The organism is Murinocardiopsis flavida (assembly GCF_003014485.1).
Lineage (GTDB): Bacteria > Actinomycetota > Actinomycetes > Streptosporangiales > Streptosporangiaceae > Murinocardiopsis > Murinocardiopsis flavida.
Genome location: NZ_PYGA01000014.1, coordinates 118,134 through 133,532, shown reverse-complemented (window position 1 = coordinate 133,532; position 15,399 = coordinate 118,134). Strand labels below are relative to the sequence as shown.

General features: G+C 73.3%; 13 protein-coding genes and 1 pseudogene. 8 read left to right on the top strand and 6 right to left on the bottom strand.

The genetic code is table 11. The features are described 5' to 3' along the window. The first annotated feature begins 51 nt into the window (after positions 1-51). Genes CLV63_RS19710 through CLV63_RS34645 form a run of 3 tightly spaced genes read left to right on the top strand, consistent with a single transcriptional unit; the run spans position 52 to position 5,900 of the window. A complete protein-coding gene (locus CLV63_RS19710) occupies positions 52-3,456 on the top strand; it encodes a molybdopterin-dependent oxidoreductase (protein ID WP_106584628.1) in 3,405 nt (1,134 codons plus the stop codon). A 51-nt stretch (positions 3,457-3,507) separates the two neighbouring features. Then, positions 3,508-4,434, top strand: coding sequence for an ornithine cyclodeaminase family protein (locus CLV63_RS19705; RefSeq protein WP_106584627.1), 927 nt, complete (start codon positions 3,508-3,510; stop codon positions 4,432-4,434). Positions 4,435-4,451: 17 nt separating this feature from the next. Beyond that, positions 4,452-5,900 (top strand): short-chain fatty acid transporter, encoded by a 1,449-nt coding sequence (locus CLV63_RS34645; protein ID WP_106584626.1) that lies wholly within the window; start codon positions 4,452-4,454, stop codon positions 5,898-5,900. Between the two features lie 6 nt (positions 5,901-5,906). Here CLV63_RS34645 and CLV63_RS19695 read toward each other — a convergent pair. Further along, positions 5,907-6,212, bottom strand: a pseudogene (locus tag CLV63_RS19695) (nucleotide pyrophosphohydrolase); the annotation flags it as partial. Positions 6,213-6,362: 150 nt separating this feature from the next. Between CLV63_RS19695 and CLV63_RS19690 the strand changes: the two are divergent. Then, a complete protein-coding gene (locus tag CLV63_RS19690; RefSeq protein WP_106584625.1) occupies positions 6,363-7,418 on the top strand; it encodes an iron-siderophore ABC transporter substrate-binding protein in 1,056 nt (351 codons plus the stop codon). Positions 7,419-7,428: 10 nt separating this feature from the next. Here the strand turns inward: CLV63_RS19690 and CLV63_RS19685 are convergent, their stop codons facing one another. Together CLV63_RS19685 and CLV63_RS19680 are read right to left on the bottom strand one after the other, a co-directional pair. Beyond that, entirely contained in the window at positions 7,429-8,424 is a 996-nt protein-coding gene (locus CLV63_RS19685; protein WP_106584624.1) for a glutathione S-transferase family protein, read from the bottom strand. Between the two features lie 81 nt (positions 8,425-8,505). Next, a complete protein-coding gene (locus tag CLV63_RS19680) occupies positions 8,506-8,970 on the bottom strand; it encodes a MarR family winged helix-turn-helix transcriptional regulator (protein WP_106584623.1) in 465 nt (154 codons plus the stop codon). 140 nt (positions 8,971-9,110) lie between these two features. On the opposite strand from CLV63_RS19680, the gene CLV63_RS19675 reads away from it, so the two are divergent. The 4 genes from CLV63_RS19675 to fmdA all read left to right on the top strand — a co-directional run bounded on the left by CLV63_RS19675 (position 9,111) and on the right by fmdA (position 12,541). Then, a complete protein-coding gene (locus tag CLV63_RS19675; protein WP_245928916.1) occupies positions 9,111-10,196 on the top strand; it encodes a substrate-binding domain-containing protein in 1,086 nt (361 codons plus the stop codon). A 96-nt stretch (positions 10,197-10,292) separates the two neighbouring features. After that, the gene (locus CLV63_RS19670) at positions 10,293-10,571 is read left to right on the top strand and encodes a transcriptional regulator (RefSeq protein ID WP_106584622.1); all 279 of its coding nucleotides are present in this window, start codon (positions 10,293-10,295) and stop codon (positions 10,569-10,571) included. An 8-nt stretch (positions 10,572-10,579) separates the two neighbouring features. Further along, positions 10,580-11,212, top strand: coding sequence for an AmiS/UreI family transporter (locus tag CLV63_RS19665; RefSeq protein WP_106584621.1), 633 nt, complete (start codon positions 10,580-10,582; stop codon positions 11,210-11,212). 81 nt (positions 11,213-11,293) lie between these two features. Next, complete coding sequence (gene fmdA, locus CLV63_RS19660; protein WP_106584620.1) at positions 11,294-12,541, top strand: formamidase; 1,248 nt, start codon at positions 11,294-11,296, stop codon at positions 12,539-12,541. Positions 12,542-12,599: 58 nt separating this feature from the next. Here fmdA and CLV63_RS19655 read toward each other — a convergent pair whose 3' ends face one another. The 3 genes from CLV63_RS19655 to CLV63_RS19645 all read right to left on the bottom strand — a co-directional run bounded on the left by CLV63_RS19655 (position 12,600) and on the right by CLV63_RS19645 (position 15,361). Beyond that, positions 12,600-13,424, bottom strand: a complete 825-nt coding sequence (locus CLV63_RS19655) for a MetQ/NlpA family ABC transporter substrate-binding protein (RefSeq protein ID WP_106584619.1) — start codon at positions 13,422-13,424, stop codon at positions 12,600-12,602. 264 nt (positions 13,425-13,688) lie between these two features. After that, the gene (locus CLV63_RS19650; RefSeq protein ID WP_106584618.1) at positions 13,689-14,438 is read right to left on the bottom strand and encodes an SDR family NAD(P)-dependent oxidoreductase; all 750 of its coding nucleotides are present in this window, start codon (positions 14,436-14,438) and stop codon (positions 13,689-13,691) included. Between the two features lie 101 nt (positions 14,439-14,539). Continuing rightward, a complete protein-coding gene (locus CLV63_RS19645) occupies positions 14,540-15,361 on the bottom strand; it encodes a hypothetical protein (RefSeq protein ID WP_106584617.1) in 822 nt (273 codons plus the stop codon). Between the last annotated feature and the right edge of the window lie 38 nt (positions 15,362-15,399).

The following is a 15,399-nucleotide window of genomic DNA, read 5'->3' as shown; positions in this document are numbered from 1 at the left end:
GACAATGCCGGTTCGACAGTCCGAATCCGCCGCACGGAAGGGCGCCCGCACGTGCCAGCCGAGACGAAACGCGGATACTGCACACTGTGCCGCTCGCGCTGCGGCGCGCTGTACACCGTGGAGTCCGGCCGGATGACGGGCGTCGCCCCCGACCCCGAGCACCCCACGGGCACCGCCCTGTGCCCCAAGGGCCGCGCGGCACCCGAGATCGCGCACAGCACCCGCCGGCTGACACGCCCGCTGCGCCGCACCCGCCCCAAGGGCTCCGGCGACCCCGGCTGGGAGGAGATCGGCTGGGAGGAGGCGATGGGGACCATCGCCGCCCGGTTCGCCGCGTTCAAGGAGGAGAGCGGGGCGGAGTCCATCGCCTTCGCCGTCACCTCCCCCAGCGGGACGCCGATGTCGGACTCCATCGACTGGGTCGAGCGCTTCATCCGCCTGTTCGGCGCCGCCAACACCTGCTATTCGACCGAGATCTGCAACTGGCACAAGGACTTCGCGCACGCGTTCACCTTCGGCAGCGGGCTGCCCACCGCCGACTACGCCAACACCGACCTCGCCGTCCTGTGGGGCCACAACCCCGCCAAGACCTGGCTGGCGCAGGCGGTCGCGGTGCGCAACGGGCGGGACAAGGGCGCGCGGACCGCCGTCGTGGACCCGCGCCGCTCGACCAGCGCCCGCGACGCCGAGCACTGGCTGCGGGTGCGCCCCGGATCGGACGCCGCCCTCGCCCTCGGTACCGCGCGGCACCTCATCGCGGGCGGACATTACGACGCGGCCTTCGTCCGGTCCTGGACGAACGGCCCGCTCCTCGTCCGCGACGACAACGGCGCACTGCTCACGGCGCGCGACCTCGACCCCGGCGCCCCCGACGCCTTCGTCGCGTGGGACAGCGAACGCGGGGAGACCCGCTCCTACGACACCCGCGCGCCCGCCGCGGACCCCGACGGCCTCGCCCTGCGGGGCGCGTACACGGTGCGCACGGCCGAGGGCACCGCCGTCGGCGTGCGCCCGGCGTTCGACCACTACGCCGAAGCGTGCGCGCCGTGGACGATCGAGCGGACCGCCCGCCACACGTGGATCCCCGAGGACGAGCTGCTGGCGTTCGCCGAGGAGTTCGCCGCGGCCCGCAGCGTCGCCTACCACTCCTGGACCGGGGTGGGCCAGAACGGCAACGCCACCCAGACCGAGCGCGCGATCGCCACCCTGTACGCGCTCAAGGGCTGCTACGACGCGCCGGGCGGCAACCTGGTCCTGCCGAAGGCGCCCGTCAACGCGGTCACCGCACTGGACCAGATGGACCCCGCGCAGCGGGCCAAGACGCTGGGACTGGCGGAGCGCCCGCTGGGGCCGCCCGCCACCGGCTGGGTCACCGCGCACGACCTCTACACCGCGATGCTCGACCACGCCCCCTACCGGGTCAGGGCCCTCATGGGCTTCGGCGCGAACCTGCTCGTCTCCCAGCCCGATCCGGAACGGGGCCGGGCGGCGCTGGGCGCACTGGACTTCTACGTCCACTGCGACCTGTTCCTCAACCCCACGGCCGAGCAGGCCGACATCGTGCTGCCCGTGAACAGCCCCTGGGAGCACGAGGCGCTCAAGACCGGCTTCGAGATCAGCGCGAGCGCCCAGGAGCTGGTGCAGCTGCGGCAGCGGATGGTCGAGCCGCTCGGCGAGTCGCGCTCCGACACCGAGGTCGTCTTCGACCTCGCCTGCCGCCTCGGCATGGGCGACGCGTTCTTCGGCGGCGACATCGATGCGGCGTGGGACCACGTGCTCGCGCCGACGGGCCTGACGGTGGAACGGCTGCGCCGGACCCCGGAGGGGATCCGGGTCCCGCTGCGCGCCGAGCACCGCAAGTACGCGGCGGCCGACGGCGCCGGCGGGGTCGCCGGCTTCGCGACGCCCAGCCGCCGGGTCGAGCTGTACTCCGCGCGGCTGGCCGCCGCCGGGCAGCCGCCGGTCCCCGACGCGGGGCCCGCCCCGTCCGAAGCCGGGCCCGCACCGTCCGGCCCTGGGCCCTCGGGGCGGGGCCCGCTGCCGTTCCTGCTGACCAACGCCAAGAACGGCTACTTCTGCCACAGCCAGCACCGCGCGGTCTCCTCGCTGCGGCGCAAGCACCCCGAGCCGACGGTCGACGTGGCGCCGGAGCTCGCGCGGCAGCGCGGCTTCGCAGAGGGCGACATGGTCGAGGTCGCCACCGCCGACGGCGCGTTCAGCATGCGCGCCGTTCTCGACCCGGACCTGGACCCGCGGGTGGCGGTGGCGGAGTACGGCTGGTGGGAGGCTGCCCCCGACCTCGGGCTGCCCGGCTCCGACCCGGTCGCCGGCGGCACCAACTTCAACGCCGCCGTCAACGGCGCCCCCGCCGACCCGGTGAGCGGGTCGCTGCACATGCGCGGCGTCGCGTGCGACGTCCGCCCGGGCGCGGCCGGGCATCGGGGGCCCCGGCCGCGCCCGTTCACCGTCACCGCCATCACCGGGCGGGGACGGGACGTGGTCGAGGTGCGGCTGCGCCCCGCCGACGGCGGGCCCGCGGCCGGGCACCGGCCCGGCCAGTACATCGGGGTGGCGGTCGACGGCGCCGAGGGCACGGGCGAGGTCGCCCGCTCCTACTCGCTCACCGGCGCGCCGGGCGGCGGCGACCACGCCATCGCCGTGCGCCTGCTGCCGGGCGGCGCGCTGTCGACGCACGTGCACAGCGCGCTCGACGTCGGCGACACCGTGGCGGTCACTCCCCCGTCGGGCACGTTCACCATCCCCGCCGACGCGCCGTTCCCCGTCGTGGTCATCGCCGCGGGCGTGGGGTTCACCCCGTTCCTCAGCCAGCTCGCCGAGGCGGCCCGGCACGGCGGCGCCGGGGCGCGCATCACCGTGCACAAGGGGGACCGCGGCGGCGCCGACGTCTGCTTCGGGCCCGAGGCGGCCCGGCTCGCCGCGGAGAACCCGCGGGTGCGCCTGATCCGCCACTTCAGCGGCCCCGGCCCCGGCGACCGGGTCGGCCGCGACTACGACCGCGCCGGCCGGGTGTCCGCCGACGCCGTGGCGCAGGCCGACATCGACGAACGGGCCCGCTTCTATTTGTGCGGCCCCGGCGCCATGATCCGCGAGGTCACCGACGGCCTGATCGCCCGCGGCGTGCCGCGGTTCGAGATCTTCGCCGAGCGGTTCGCGCCGCCGCAGCGCCCCGCCCCCACCGGGGACGCCCGGCACGAGGTCGCCTTCCGCGCCTCGGGCACCACCCTGACCTGGCGTCCCTCCGACGGCCCGCTGCTCGACCTCGCCCAGCGCAACGGGGTGCGGCTGCCCAGCGGCTGCCGCGTCGGCCAGTGCGAGAGCTGCGCGGTGCGCGTCCTGTCCGGCGCGGTCGCGCACCTCACCGAGCCGCCCGACGCCGACGACGAATGCCTCACTTGCCAGGCCGTCCCGGCGTCCGACATCGTCCTCGACGCCTGACATCCGTCCGGGCACCCCCGCACCGCGATCCCCAAGGAGACGAACCCACCCGTGCAGTACTTCGACGCCGCCCAGACGGGCCAGCGGCTGAGCTACGACGTCCTCATCCCCGCGCTGCGCGCCGGGCTGACCCGGCCCGCCTCGGTGCCGCCCCGGCACCACCACGCCATGGGCGCCGACGGCGAGGCGACCCTGCTGATCATGCCGGCGTGGGACAGCGAGTACCTCGGCGTCAAGCTCGTGGACGTCTTCCCGCGCAATACCGAGCAGGGCCTGCCCGCGCTGTCGTCGGCCTACGTGCTCGCCGACGGCGCGACGGGCCGGCACGTCGCGCTGATCGACGGCGGGGAGCTGACCCGGCGGCGCACGGTCGGCACCGCCGCCCTGGGCGCCTCGCTGCTGTCCCGGGCGGACTCCCGCACCCACCTCATCGTCGGCACCGGGCACATCGGCAGTGCCGTCCACGACGCCTACGCCGCGGTGCGCGACATCGAGACCACGCTGATCGCCGACCCGCACGACCACGCGGGCGCCGTCAGGCTCGCGGCGGCGCTCACCGAGCGGGGCGCGGACGCGGTCGCGGTGTCGGACGTCGAGGCGGCCGCGGGCCGCGCCGACATCATCACCACCGCCACCCTCGCGCGCGAGCCCGTCCTCCGCGACGCGTGGATCGCGCCGGGCACCCACCTCGACCTGATCGGCAGCTTCCGCCCGGACATGCACGAGGTCGAGTCGTCCCTGCTCGGCCGCTCGACGGTGGTCATCGACGGCGACGTGGCCCGCACCGAGTCCGGCGAGGTCGCCGAGGCCCTCGCGACGGGCGCGCTGAGCGGAGACGGCATCGCCGCGACACTGCCCGATCTGTGCGCGCGTGCGGAGCCCCGCGCCCGCGGCGAGGGCGAGATCACCGTCTTCAAGACCGTCGGCACCGGCCTGGCCGATCTCATCGCCGCCGTCACCGTCTACTCGGGCACCTGACCAACTACGGAGAACCGATGTCTACAGATACCGACCCGCGCAACCGCGAATCGGACGACGACGCCGCCGGTGCGCTCTCGCGCCTCGCCGTCCGGATGTCGAACTTCGCCGAGCGGTGGTTCCCCGAGGCGTTCATCTTCGCCCTGGCCGCCCTCATCGTCGTGACCGTCGCGGCGCTGGCGATCGGCGCGTCCCCCGCGTCGGTCACCCGCGAGTTCGGCGACGGGTTCTGGGACCTCATCCCCTTCGCGATGCAGATGGCGTTCGTCGCGATCGGCGGGTACGTGGTCGCCACGGCCCCTGCGGCGCGCAAGGTCATCGCGCGGATCGCCGCGATGCCGTCGAGCGGGCCGGGCGGTGTCGCGCTGATCGCCACGGTGAGCACGCTCAGCTCGCTGTTCAACTGGGGCTTCAGCCTGATCTTCTGCGGCCTCCTCGCCCGGCAGATGGCGCGGCGCAGCGAGCTGAACCTGGACTACCGGGCGGCGGGGGCCGCGGCGTTCATGGGCATGGGCAGCGTGTGGGCGCTGGGCCTGAGCTCGTCCGCCGCGCAGCTCCAGGCGAACCCCGCCAGCATCCCCGACAACCTGCTGCCCATCACCGGGGTGATCCCGTTCCGGGACACGATCTTCCTGTGGCAGTCGATGGTGCTCGCCGCGATCATGATCCCCGTCGTGGTCGCGGTCGCCTACCTGTCGGCGCCGCGGGGCTCGCAGGCGCGCTCGGCCGCCGACCTCGGCGTCGACGTCCACACGGCCGAGGAGACCCTGCCGCCCCGTTCGCGTCCCGGCGAGTGGCTGGAGTACAGCCCGCTGCTGACCGTGCTGGTGGTGGCGCTCGGCGCGGGGTGGGCGGTGCAGGTGTTCGCCGCGGAGGACCCGATCGTGGCGATCTCGGGGCTGAACACCTACAACCTCATCTTCCTGCTGCTGGGGATGCTGCTGCACTGGCGGCCGCGCAGCTTCCTCACGGCGGTGGGCAAGGCGGTGCCGACCACCAGCGGGGTGCTGATCCAGTTCCCGATCTACGCGGGGATCGCCGCGGTCATGACGCGTCCGACGAACGCCGCCGGGCACGCGGTCGCCGACTACATCACGCAGGCGTTCACGGCGCTGTCGACCGTTCTGCCGTTCTCCCTGGTGGTGGGGGTGTACTCGGCGGTGCTGGGCTTCTTCATCCCGTCGGGCGGCGGCAAGTGGCTCATCGAGGCGCCCTATGTGATGCGCGCGGCGAACGAGCTCCAGGAGCACCTCGGCTGGACGGTGCAGGTCTACAACGCGGCGGAGGCGCTGCCGAACCTGGTGAACCCGTTCTGGATGCTGCCGCTACTGGGCATCCTCGCGCTGCGCGCCCGCCACCTGGTGGGCTTCACCTTCCTGCAACTGCTGTTCCTGGCGCCGATCGTGCTGACCCTGCTCACCCTGTTCTCCTACACCCTCGGCTACACGCCGCCCGTCGTCCCCTAGCTTCGGGGGGAACCGGGTCTCGTTGATGGCGACCTTGTCGCGGACGGACTGGTCGAGGTCGATGTCGAGGACGGTGGCCAGGCGCAGCAGGTAGCTGAACACGTCGGCCATCTCCAACCGCACGGCCTCTGCTTTCGCGGGGTCGGACATCACGGCGACGGCCTGCTCGGGGGTGAGCCACTGGAACTCGGCGGCGAGTTCCCCGGCCTCCCCCGAGAGGGCCATCGCGAGGTTCTTGGGCGTGTGGAACTGCTCCCAGTCGCGGCGGGCGGCGAAGTCGGCCAGCAGGTCCTGCAATGTCGAGATGCTCACGGACCATGGGTACCAGGTCACAGCGCCGACGACGACACCCCCTCGTCAAGTTAGCCAAGGCTACGCTAACCTGATCTTCGCCGCGCTGGACGCGGCCGGCACGGACCCGTGCACGACCGGCGAGCTGACGAAACGACGTGTGAGACCACCATGGACACCACTGCTGTGCGACAGCGCACCGCCCGGCCGGGCCGGCGGGGCTTCCTCATCGGGGCCGGGGGCCTGACCCTGCTCGGCGCCGCCGGGTGCGGCGGCGCCGGGTCCACCGACAGCGGTGGCGGCGGCAAGGCCCGCACCATCAAGCACAAGTACGGCTCGACCGAGGTGCCGGGCACCCCGACGCGGGTGGTGACCGTCGGGCTGACCGAACAGGACTACGTCCTCGCGCTCGGCGTCGCGCCCGTCGGCGTCCGCGAATGGTTCGGCGAGCACCCCGGCGCCCTGTGGCCGTGGGCGCGCGAGGCCCTCGGCGACGACCCGCTGCCCGAGGTCCTGCCCGTCGAGGAGCTGAACTTCGAGCAGATCGCGTCGCTGGAGACCGACCTCATCCTCGGCGTCAACTCCGGGCTCACCAAGAAGGAGTACGAGACCCTCTCGGAGATCGCGCCGACCATCGCGCAGGCACCCGGCCACGCCGACTTCGGCGCGCCGTGGCAGGACATCGCCGCCATCGTCGGCACGGCGCTGAACGTGCGCAAGAAGGCCGACACGCTCGTGCGCGACATCGAGAAGCTGTTCGACGACGCGCGCGCCGAGCACCCGGAGTTCGGCGGCGCCACCGCGCTCCTCGCCAGCTCCATCACCGGCGAGGCGTGGGCCTACGCCGAAGGCCCCGCCCCCGGCTTCCTCACCCAGCTCGGCTTCGACCTGCCCGAGAAGGCGGAGAAGCTGTTCACGGGCAAGGACCGCGCCCCGGTCCAGGTCAGCACCGAACGGCTCGACGCGCTGGAGGCCGACGTGCTGCTCGTCGGCGTGTACGGCCCCGAGAACGAGAGCATCACGAGCAAACCGGTCTTCAAGGAGCTCGACGCGTCGAAGGAGGGCCGCGTCCTCACCATGCCCGAGATGAGCGAGGTCAACGGGGCGCTGTCGTTCGGCTCGCTGTTGAGCCTGCCCGTGGCCCTCGACGCGATGCTGCCGCGCATCGCCGCACTGGCCGACGGCGACCCCGACACCAAGGCCGACAAGGCCGACAAGGCCGCCTGAGGCGCGCGCCTCAGGCGGCGCCGGGCAGGGCGGGCACCCGCTCGGCCTCGGGCGGCGGGCCCGGCGGCGTGCCGTCGCCGAACGGGCGGCCGCCCAGGTCCTCGCGGTGGTGCGGCGTGCGCCAGACCGACAGGTCGGGCCCCTTGGGGACGATCGCCGTCGGGTTGATGCCGGTGTGCACCTGGTAGTAGTGCCGCTTGATGTGGTCGAAGTCGATGGTGTCGCCGAACCCGGGGGTCTGGAAGAGGTCGCGGGAGTACGCCCACAGCGCGGGCATCTCGGTGAGCTTGGTCCGGTTGCACTTGAAGTGGCCGTGGTAGACCGCGTCGAACCGCACCAGCGTCGCGAACAGTCGGATGTCGGCCTCGGTGATGGTGTCGCCGACCAGGTAGCGGCGGGTGCTCAGGCGCGCTTCGAGCTCGTCGAGGCGGGCGAAGAGGCGCGTGTAGGCGTCGTCGTAGCGCTCCTGCGTGTGGGCGAACCCGGCCCGGTACACGCCGTTGTTGATGTCGCGGAACACCGCGTCGTTGACCGCGTCGATCTCGTCGCGCCGGTCCTCCGGGTAGAGGTCGGGCGCACCGGCGCGGTACCGCGGCCCCCACTCGGTGGCGAGGTCGAGGGTGATCTGGAGGAAGTCGTTCGTGACGAGCCGCCCGCTGGGCGCGTCGACCACCGCGGGCACGCTGATGCCGCCGTCGTAGTCGGGCTCGCGCGCGGCGTAGGCCTCGCCCAGGTAGGCGATGCCGAGAACGGGGTCGCGGCCGCCGGGGTCGAGGGTGAACCGCCAGCTCTTCTCGTCCTGGATGGGGTCGGTGATGGCCAGCGACACGGCGTCCTCGAGGCCCAGCAGCCGCCGGGAGATGACGGCGCGGTTCGCCCAGGGGCACGCCCTGCTGACCACCAGCCGGTACCGGCCCGGCTCGGCCGGCCAGCCGTCGCGGGCGTCGGCGGTGATGCGGTCAGTGAAGTGCGCGGGTGACCGCTTGAACTCCTTGGTCTCGGCCATGGTCGGGCTCCTCCCGGTCTCACTGTCGCGCAACAACGGTCTCCGCACGGCGTATTCCGGGGCCCGGTGCCCCGGGGCGGCTCAGCGGACGGGGTCGGGCGCCGTGCCCAGGGCGCGGCTGAGCAGTGCGGCCAGGGTGTCGCGCTCGGCGGGGGCGAGGCCCGAGAACGCGGCGGACTCGGCGGCGCGGACCTCGGGTGCGAGGTCGCGGTGGGTGGCCCGGCCCCTGCGCGAGGGGCGCAGCAGCACCCTGCGGCGGTCGACGGCGTCGGCGCCGCGGTAGGCGAGCGCCATGGTCACCAGGGCGTCGGCGACGCGGGTGGTGGTGGGCGCGCTCAGCCCGAGACCGCCGCTGAGCTGCGCCATGGTGCTCTCGCCGCGCTCGACGAGGTAGTGCAGCATGCGCCACTGGTCGACGGTGAGGTCGTGGCCGCGCAGCGCATCGGCGGCCTGGTCGTCGGCGTGCGCGGCGACCAGGCGGAGCTGGAGCGGGTCGAGCCACGCGGTCGGCCCGCCCTGCTCGCCGCCGCCCTCCGCTGCGGTCATCGCACCCCTTCCGCCCTGCCCGCCGAACACCCGCGCCTTGCCAAGAATATTTCCATTCGAGAGTATTCCATTCAGCGGGAGACCAGCACGTGCGCACCCGGCCCCGAGCGGGCCGAGCGCGGAATGACGAGGTGCCCCACGTGGCGTGCCGATGCCCCACCCACGACCGGCCGCGCGCCGACGGCGACTTCCCCGTGGGCGTGGTCATCCCGCTGCGCGGCCCGGCGGGGATCTTCGGCCCCTCGTGCGAGGCGGTGGTCGACGTCGCGGTGGACCTCCTCAACGCCGCGGGCGGCATCCGCGGCCGCCGCGTCCGACCTGTCGTCATCGACGCGGGGCGCCCGGTCGGCGCGGTCGCGTCAGAGGTCGCCGGGCTCGTCGCCGCCGGCGGCATCGAGGCCGTCACGGGCTGGCACATCTCCCGGGTCCGCCAGCACCTCGTGCCCGCCGTCGGCGGGCACGTCCCCTACGTCTACACCTCGCTGTACGAGGGCGGGGAGCACGCCGACGGCGTGTTCTGCTCCGGCGAGACCCCGCCCGACCAGATCGCGCCCGCCATGCGCTGGATGCGCGACGAGCTCGCCATGCGCTCCTGCCACATCGTCGGCGACGACTACATCTGGCCGCTGGGCACGGCGCGGGCGGTCGTCGGCTACGCCCGCGACCTCGGCATCGACGTCGTGGGGCAGGAGTTCGTCCGGCTGGGCACCCAGGACTTCGACGGCGTGCTCACCCGTGTCGCGCGCAGCGGGGCCGACACCGTGCTGATGCTGCTCGTCGGCCAGGACGCCGTCCACTTCAACCGGGCGTTCGCCGCGCGCGCCATGCACGACCGGGTGCGGCGGCTCACCCCGCTGATGGAGGAGAACATGCTGCTCGGCAGCGGACCGGACGCCGTGCGGGAGCTGTACGTGGCGGCGGCCTACTTCCGCTCCCTCGCGACCGAGTCGGCACTGGACCTCTCCGGCGCCTATACGCGCATGCACGGGCCCGACGCGCCCGTGCTGAACAACATGGCCGAGTCGTGCTTCGAGGGGATGATGGCCCTCGCCGCCCTCGCCGACGGCGCCCGCGACTGCACCATCCCGGAGCTCATGGCGGTGAGCGAGCGGGTCGGCTACGACAGCCCCCGGGGTCCGATGCGCTTCCACAGCGGGCACGCGCGCCAGCACGTCTACCTGGCGAAGGCCGACGGCACCGCGTTCGACATCCTGGCCCGCCTCTGACGGCGCACCGCCGCCGGACCGCGGCACCCCCCTTGACATTTACTTTCAATTGATTCATTTTCATTTGAAAAGGAATGCTATTTGAAAGGAGATGCCATGGTGAACTACCTGTACCGATGCCCCGACCGCCATGAGTCCACGGCCGCCGCCGCCATGGGCTCGGCCCCGGACCGGATCGACTGCGCGTGCGGACGCCCCGCGGCCCGCGCCTACACCGCCCCGCTGATCTCCCGGCTGTCCGTCGGGCAGACGCGCGCCGCCGACACCGCGGCGGCGACGGCGGACCACCCGAACGTCGTCGGCGCCGTGCCGCCCGCCCGCGCGGCCGCGCCCGCCCCGGCGGACCCCCGGCACGCGCTCCTCCCGCGCCCCTAGCGGCCGCCATGAGCGCGGTCGGACTCTTCTACGTCGGCGCCGTCCTGATCCTCAACGGGCTCCTGCTGCTCGGTGTGGTCAGCGCCAAGGGCGCCGCGCCGCTCAACCTGTTCGTGGGCGGACTCCAGGTCGTCGTGCCCACGGCCCTGCTCATCCGGGCCGACGACCCCGCGGCCGTGTTCGAGGCCGCGCCGCTCTACCTGTTCGGGTTCACCTACCTGTGGGTCGGCATCAACGCCGCCATGGCGTGGGACCAGCGCGGCCTCGGCTGGTTCTCCCTCTTCGTGTCCGTCACCGCGGTGGCGGTCTCCGTGTACAACGGCGCCGCACTCGGCGACGGCCCCTTCGCCGTGATCTGGCTGTACTGGGCCGTGCTGTGGTTCCTCTTCTTCCTGGTCCTGGGCTTGGACACGGCGCGCCTCAGCCGCCTCACGGGCTGGTTCGCGATCGTGACCGGCGTCGTCACGGCCGCGGTCCCCGGCGCGCTGCTGGTCGTCGGGCTCTGGCCGGCGCCCACCGCGGCGCCCGCAGCGGCGATCACCACCGGGGCGCTGGCGCTGATCGGCGCCGCCGCCCTCCTGCTCCCCGCCCTCCTCGGCGGCCGCGGGCACGCCCCGGCCGCATCGGCGCCCGGCGGCTGACCACGCCGGCGCCGAGCCGCACCCCCACGACGTTCCCGCGTGCACCCGAGCGACATGAATCCGAGAGAAAGGCGCACCGCCATGCCGGAGATCCTCTTCAGCCACGACCCCGCGAAGCCCATGGCAGAGCAGAGCGTGCCCGGCCACAACCGCTGGCACCCCGACATCCCCGCCGCCGCGACCGCCCGGTCCGGCCAGGAGTTCCGGGTGGAGTGCCGCGAGTGGACCGACGGCCAGATCGGCGACAACGACTCCGCGAACGACGTCCGCGACGTCGACCTCAACCGCTGCCACATGCTCAGCGGCCCGATCGCGGTCGAGGGCGCGGAGCCCGGCGACCTGCTCGTGGTCGACCTGCTCGACCTCGGTCCAATCCCGCAGCAGAACGGCCCGACGTGCGGGCAGGGGTGGGGGTACAGCGGGATCTTCGCCAAGATCAACGGGGGCGGGTTCCTCACCGACTACTACCCCGACGCCTACAAGGCGATCTGGGACTTCCACGGCGGCGAGACCACGTCCCGGCACATCCCCGGTGTGCGGTTCACCGGGATCTCGCACCCCGGGCTCATGGGCGTCGCCCCCTCGCCCGGCCTGCTCGCGCGCTGGAACGACCGCGAGCGCGCCCTCATCGCCACCGACCCCGACCGGGTGCCGCCGCTGGCGCTGCCCCCGCTCGCCGACCAGACCCTCGCCGGTCGCGCCGACTCCGCCGCGGCGGCGCGGGTCGCCGCCGACGGGGCGCGCACCGTCCCGCCCCGCGAGAACGGCGGCAACCACGACATCAAGAACTTCACCCGCGGGTCCCGGGTCTTCTACCCCGTCCACGTGCCGGGAGCCATGCTGTCAATGGGCGACCTGCACTTCAGCCAGGGCGACGGCGAGATCAACTTCTGCGGCGCGATCGAGATGGCCGGCTTCATGGACCTGCGGGTGGAGGTCATCAAGAACGGCATGGCGACCTACGGCGTGCACAACAACCCGGTGTTCATCCCCGGGCGCTCCGAACCCCGCTACTCGGAGTGGCTGTCGTTCATCGGCATCTCCGTCGACCACCGCGACGACACCAACGCCTACATGGACGCCACCCTCGCCTACCGCAACGCCTGCCTGAACGCGATCGAGTACCTGAAGAAGTGGGGCTACACCGGCGAGCAGGCGTACCTGATCCTCGGAACGGCGCCGATCGAGGGGCGGATCAGCGGCGTCGTGGACATCCCCAACGCGTGCTGCTCGCTGTACCTGCCGACCGAGATATTCGACCAGGACATCCGCCCGGGCCGCGGCGGCCCGGTGCCGACCGACCGCGGCCAGGTGTGCGTGACGTCCTAGGAACGGTGCCCGCGGCGGCCCTCCGGGGCCGCCGCGGGCGCCGGGGGCGCCGGGGCGCTCAGGAGGCCGCGGCGACCGGGATGACGGTGCCCTTGTACTCCTTCTCGATGAACTCGGTCACCTCGTCCGAGGTGAGCAGTTCGGCGAGGGTCGCGATGCGCTCGTCGTCCCGCTGGTCCGCCGTCGTGGCCAGCACGTTGATGTACGGGCTGCCCTCGAACTCCTCCTTCAGGATGGCGTCGTCGGCGTTCAACCCGGCGTCGAGCGCGAAGTTCGCGTTCACGATCGCGGCGTCCACGTCGCCCAGCGAGCGGGGGAGCTGGGCGGCGTCGAGCTCCTTGAAGTCCAGCTTCTTGGGGTTGTCCTCGATGTCGGAGAGGGAGAACGTGCTCTCCTCGACGTCGTCGGCGAGCGTGACCAGGCCGGCCTCCTGGAGCAGCAGGAGGGCGCGGTACTCGTTCGTCGCGTCGTTGGGCACGGCGACCGAGGCGCCGTCGGCGAGCTCGTCGACGGCGGTGATCTGCTCCGAGTACAGGGCCAGCGGCGGGAGGTAGACGTCGCCGACGGCCACCAGGTCGGAGCCGCTGTTGGCGTTGTAGTCCTTCAGGAACGGCTCGTGCTGGTAGAGGTTGGCGTCGAGGTCGCCCTCCGCGAGTGCGGCGTTGGGCGCGTTGTAGTCGGAGAACTCCTCGATCTTGAGGTCGAGGCCCGCGTCGGCCGCCAGCTCGTCGCGGACGAACGCGAGGACCTCGCCGGCGGGGACGGCGGTCGCGCCGACGCGCAGCGTGTCCGAGCCGGACCCGGCCTGTTCGGAGGGGGCACCGCAGGCGGCGGCTCCCAGGACGAAGGCGGTGGCCGTGGCAACGGTGGCGAGGCGGCGCATGGTGCGGCTTCCTACGAGTCGGTGTCGGAGCAGGCAGGAGGGGGCGGATCGGCCACAGCGGGGCGCGGCATAGGGCCGCGAATCGGGTCGACTCCCCCTATTTCCTACTAGACCGATCATAATTGTCTTTTCCCTTGCGGACAGCCGCCACCGGCGTGACCTGCGTCATCACCGAGTCCGCCCAGGTCCGACACCCGCCCCCGTGGCGCGCCAACAGCGGAGGGGGCCGGGCGGCTGATCGCCGCCCGGCCCCCTCCGCGCGCCCTACCGGGCCAGATACCCGCCGTCGACCGGGTAGTACGCACCGGTCGCGAAGCTCGACGCGTCGCTCCCCAGCCAGCCCACCAGTTCGGCGACCTCGGCCGACCGGCCCAGCCGGCCGATCGGGTGCTGGCCGACCAGGGCGTCCATGGCCTCGCTGCTCAGGTTGTCGTCCAGCAGCGGGGTCTTGATGAAGCCCGGCCCGATCGCGTTGGCGCGCACGCCGTCGGCGGAGTGCTCCAGCGCGACGTTCTTAGTCAGGCCCACGACGCCGTGCTTGGCCGCGACATAGGCGCTCGACATCGCGAAGCCGACCGAACCGAGGATCGACGCGACGTTGATGATCGAACCGCCGCCGTTGCCGCGCATCGCGCGCACCGCCGCGCGGGTGCCGTAGAAGACGCCGTCGAGGTTGACGCTGAGGACCATGCGCCAACTCTCGGTGCTGTAGTCGGCGATGGTCGCCGACTCGCCGCCGATCCCGGCGTTGTTGACCATGATGTGCAGCCCGCCGTAGCGGGCGACCGCCGCGTCGACCATCGCGTCCACCGAGTCCGGGTCGGCGGTGTCAACCCGCACCGACTGCGATTCGCTCGCCAGCCCGTCGGAGACCTGCGACGCCGCGGCCTCGTTGATGTCGGCCGCGATGACCCGCGCCCCCGACGCCGACAACACCCGGGCGCACTCGGCCCCGATGCCCGACCCGGCGCCGGTGACGACCGCGACCTTTCCGTCCAGTTCGTAGTTCACCATGCTCGCTCCCTCCCCCTTCAGCGCCACCCTAGGCGCGCAATCGGCGCAGGTCGCGGAGGCCGGAGACGATGCGTGTCCGCGAAGCCACCGGGCCCGCGGCGTCACTCCGCGGCCGGCTGCTGCGCGCCTGCCGTCGCCATTTCGTCCAGCGCACGGGCGTACAGCCGGCGCAACCGCGACCGGCCGAGGAGGAGTACGACCGCGAGGACCGGCCGGGCCCACGAGCGTCCGCGGACGTCGGTGCGCACCGTGAGGAGCCACCGCGGCCCTGCGGGGCCCGGCGCGGGATCCGGTGCGGGCGACACCCGGACGACCGCAACGGCGTACCGGTGCCGCAGCCGCACGACGACCGGGGCGTCCCCGCCCTGCGCTCCGGCGGCGCCCTCGGCGCGGCTCCACCACCGGCAGGCGTCAGCCGTGGCCGACACCGACGCCGCGAGCAGTGCCGACCGCGGCCCCCCGCCGCGGTACTCACCGCTCACCTCGACAGTGCAGCGGCCCGCACCGCGCCGCAGCACCACGGAGCCGGACCCCTCGGCCCCGTCCGCGGGCGCAGCGGTCTCGGACGCGGCAAAGCGGACGCTCGTCGTGCCTGCACGGTCCCAGGAGTCCAGCGTGAAATCGGCGGCGAACGCCGCCGTCCGGGCGGCCGGCGCCGCGCTGTCGACCGGCTCGCCCGGGGTGCCCGGGGTGCCTGGGGTGCCCGGGTCGGTGTACCGGTAGCGCCCGCCCGCGGCGGCGTGGGGCTCGGCGAGAAGGCGGAGCTCCCCGCCGTCCGCGCGGCCGTCGAGGAGCCCACCGTAGGCGATCCCCCCGTCACCGAACCGCAGCGCCTCGAACCCGTCCAGGACCTTCGCGAGTTCGGCCGCACAGGTCTCTCGCGCCACGGCGTCGGCCGCGATCTGATGCTCGAACCGGGACATGGCCGACATCATGCCCTGGCCTGCCGCCCCACCGCACC

What these genes read in the sequence shown, in the direction of transcription:
- CLV63_RS34645 (WP_106584626.1), top strand. Translation starts at nt 4,452, where the DNA reads ATGTCTACAGATACCGACCCGCGCAACCGCGAATCGGACGACGACGCC.
- CLV63_RS19690 (WP_106584625.1), top strand. Translation starts at nt 6,363, where the DNA reads ATGGACACCACTGCTGTGCGACAGCGCACCGCCCGGCCGGGCCGGCGG.
- CLV63_RS19685 (WP_106584624.1), bottom strand. Translation starts at nt 8,424, where the DNA reads ATGGCCGAGACCAAGGAGTTCAAGCGGTCACCCGCGCACTTCACTGAC.
- CLV63_RS19680 (WP_106584623.1), bottom strand. Translation starts at nt 8,970, where the DNA reads ATGACCGCAGCGGAGGGCGGCGGCGAGCAGGGCGGGCCGACCGCGTGG.
- CLV63_RS19670 (WP_106584622.1), top strand. Translation starts at nt 10,293, where the DNA reads ATGGTGAACTACCTGTACCGATGCCCCGACCGCCATGAGTCCACGGCC.
- CLV63_RS19665 (WP_106584621.1), top strand. Translation starts at nt 10,580, where the DNA reads ATGAGCGCGGTCGGACTCTTCTACGTCGGCGCCGTCCTGATCCTCAAC.
- fmdA (WP_106584620.1), top strand. Translation starts at nt 11,294, where the DNA reads ATGCCGGAGATCCTCTTCAGCCACGACCCCGCGAAGCCCATGGCAGAG.
- CLV63_RS19655 (WP_106584619.1), bottom strand. Translation starts at nt 13,424, where the DNA reads ATGCGCCGCCTCGCCACCGTTGCCACGGCCACCGCCTTCGTCCTGGGA.
- CLV63_RS19650 (WP_106584618.1), bottom strand. Translation starts at nt 14,438, where the DNA reads ATGGTGAACTACGAACTGGACGGAAAGGTCGCGGTCGTCACCGGCGCC.
- CLV63_RS19645 (WP_106584617.1), bottom strand. Translation starts at nt 15,361, where the DNA reads ATGTCCCGGTTCGAGCATCAGATCGCGGCCGACGCCGTGGCGCGAGAG.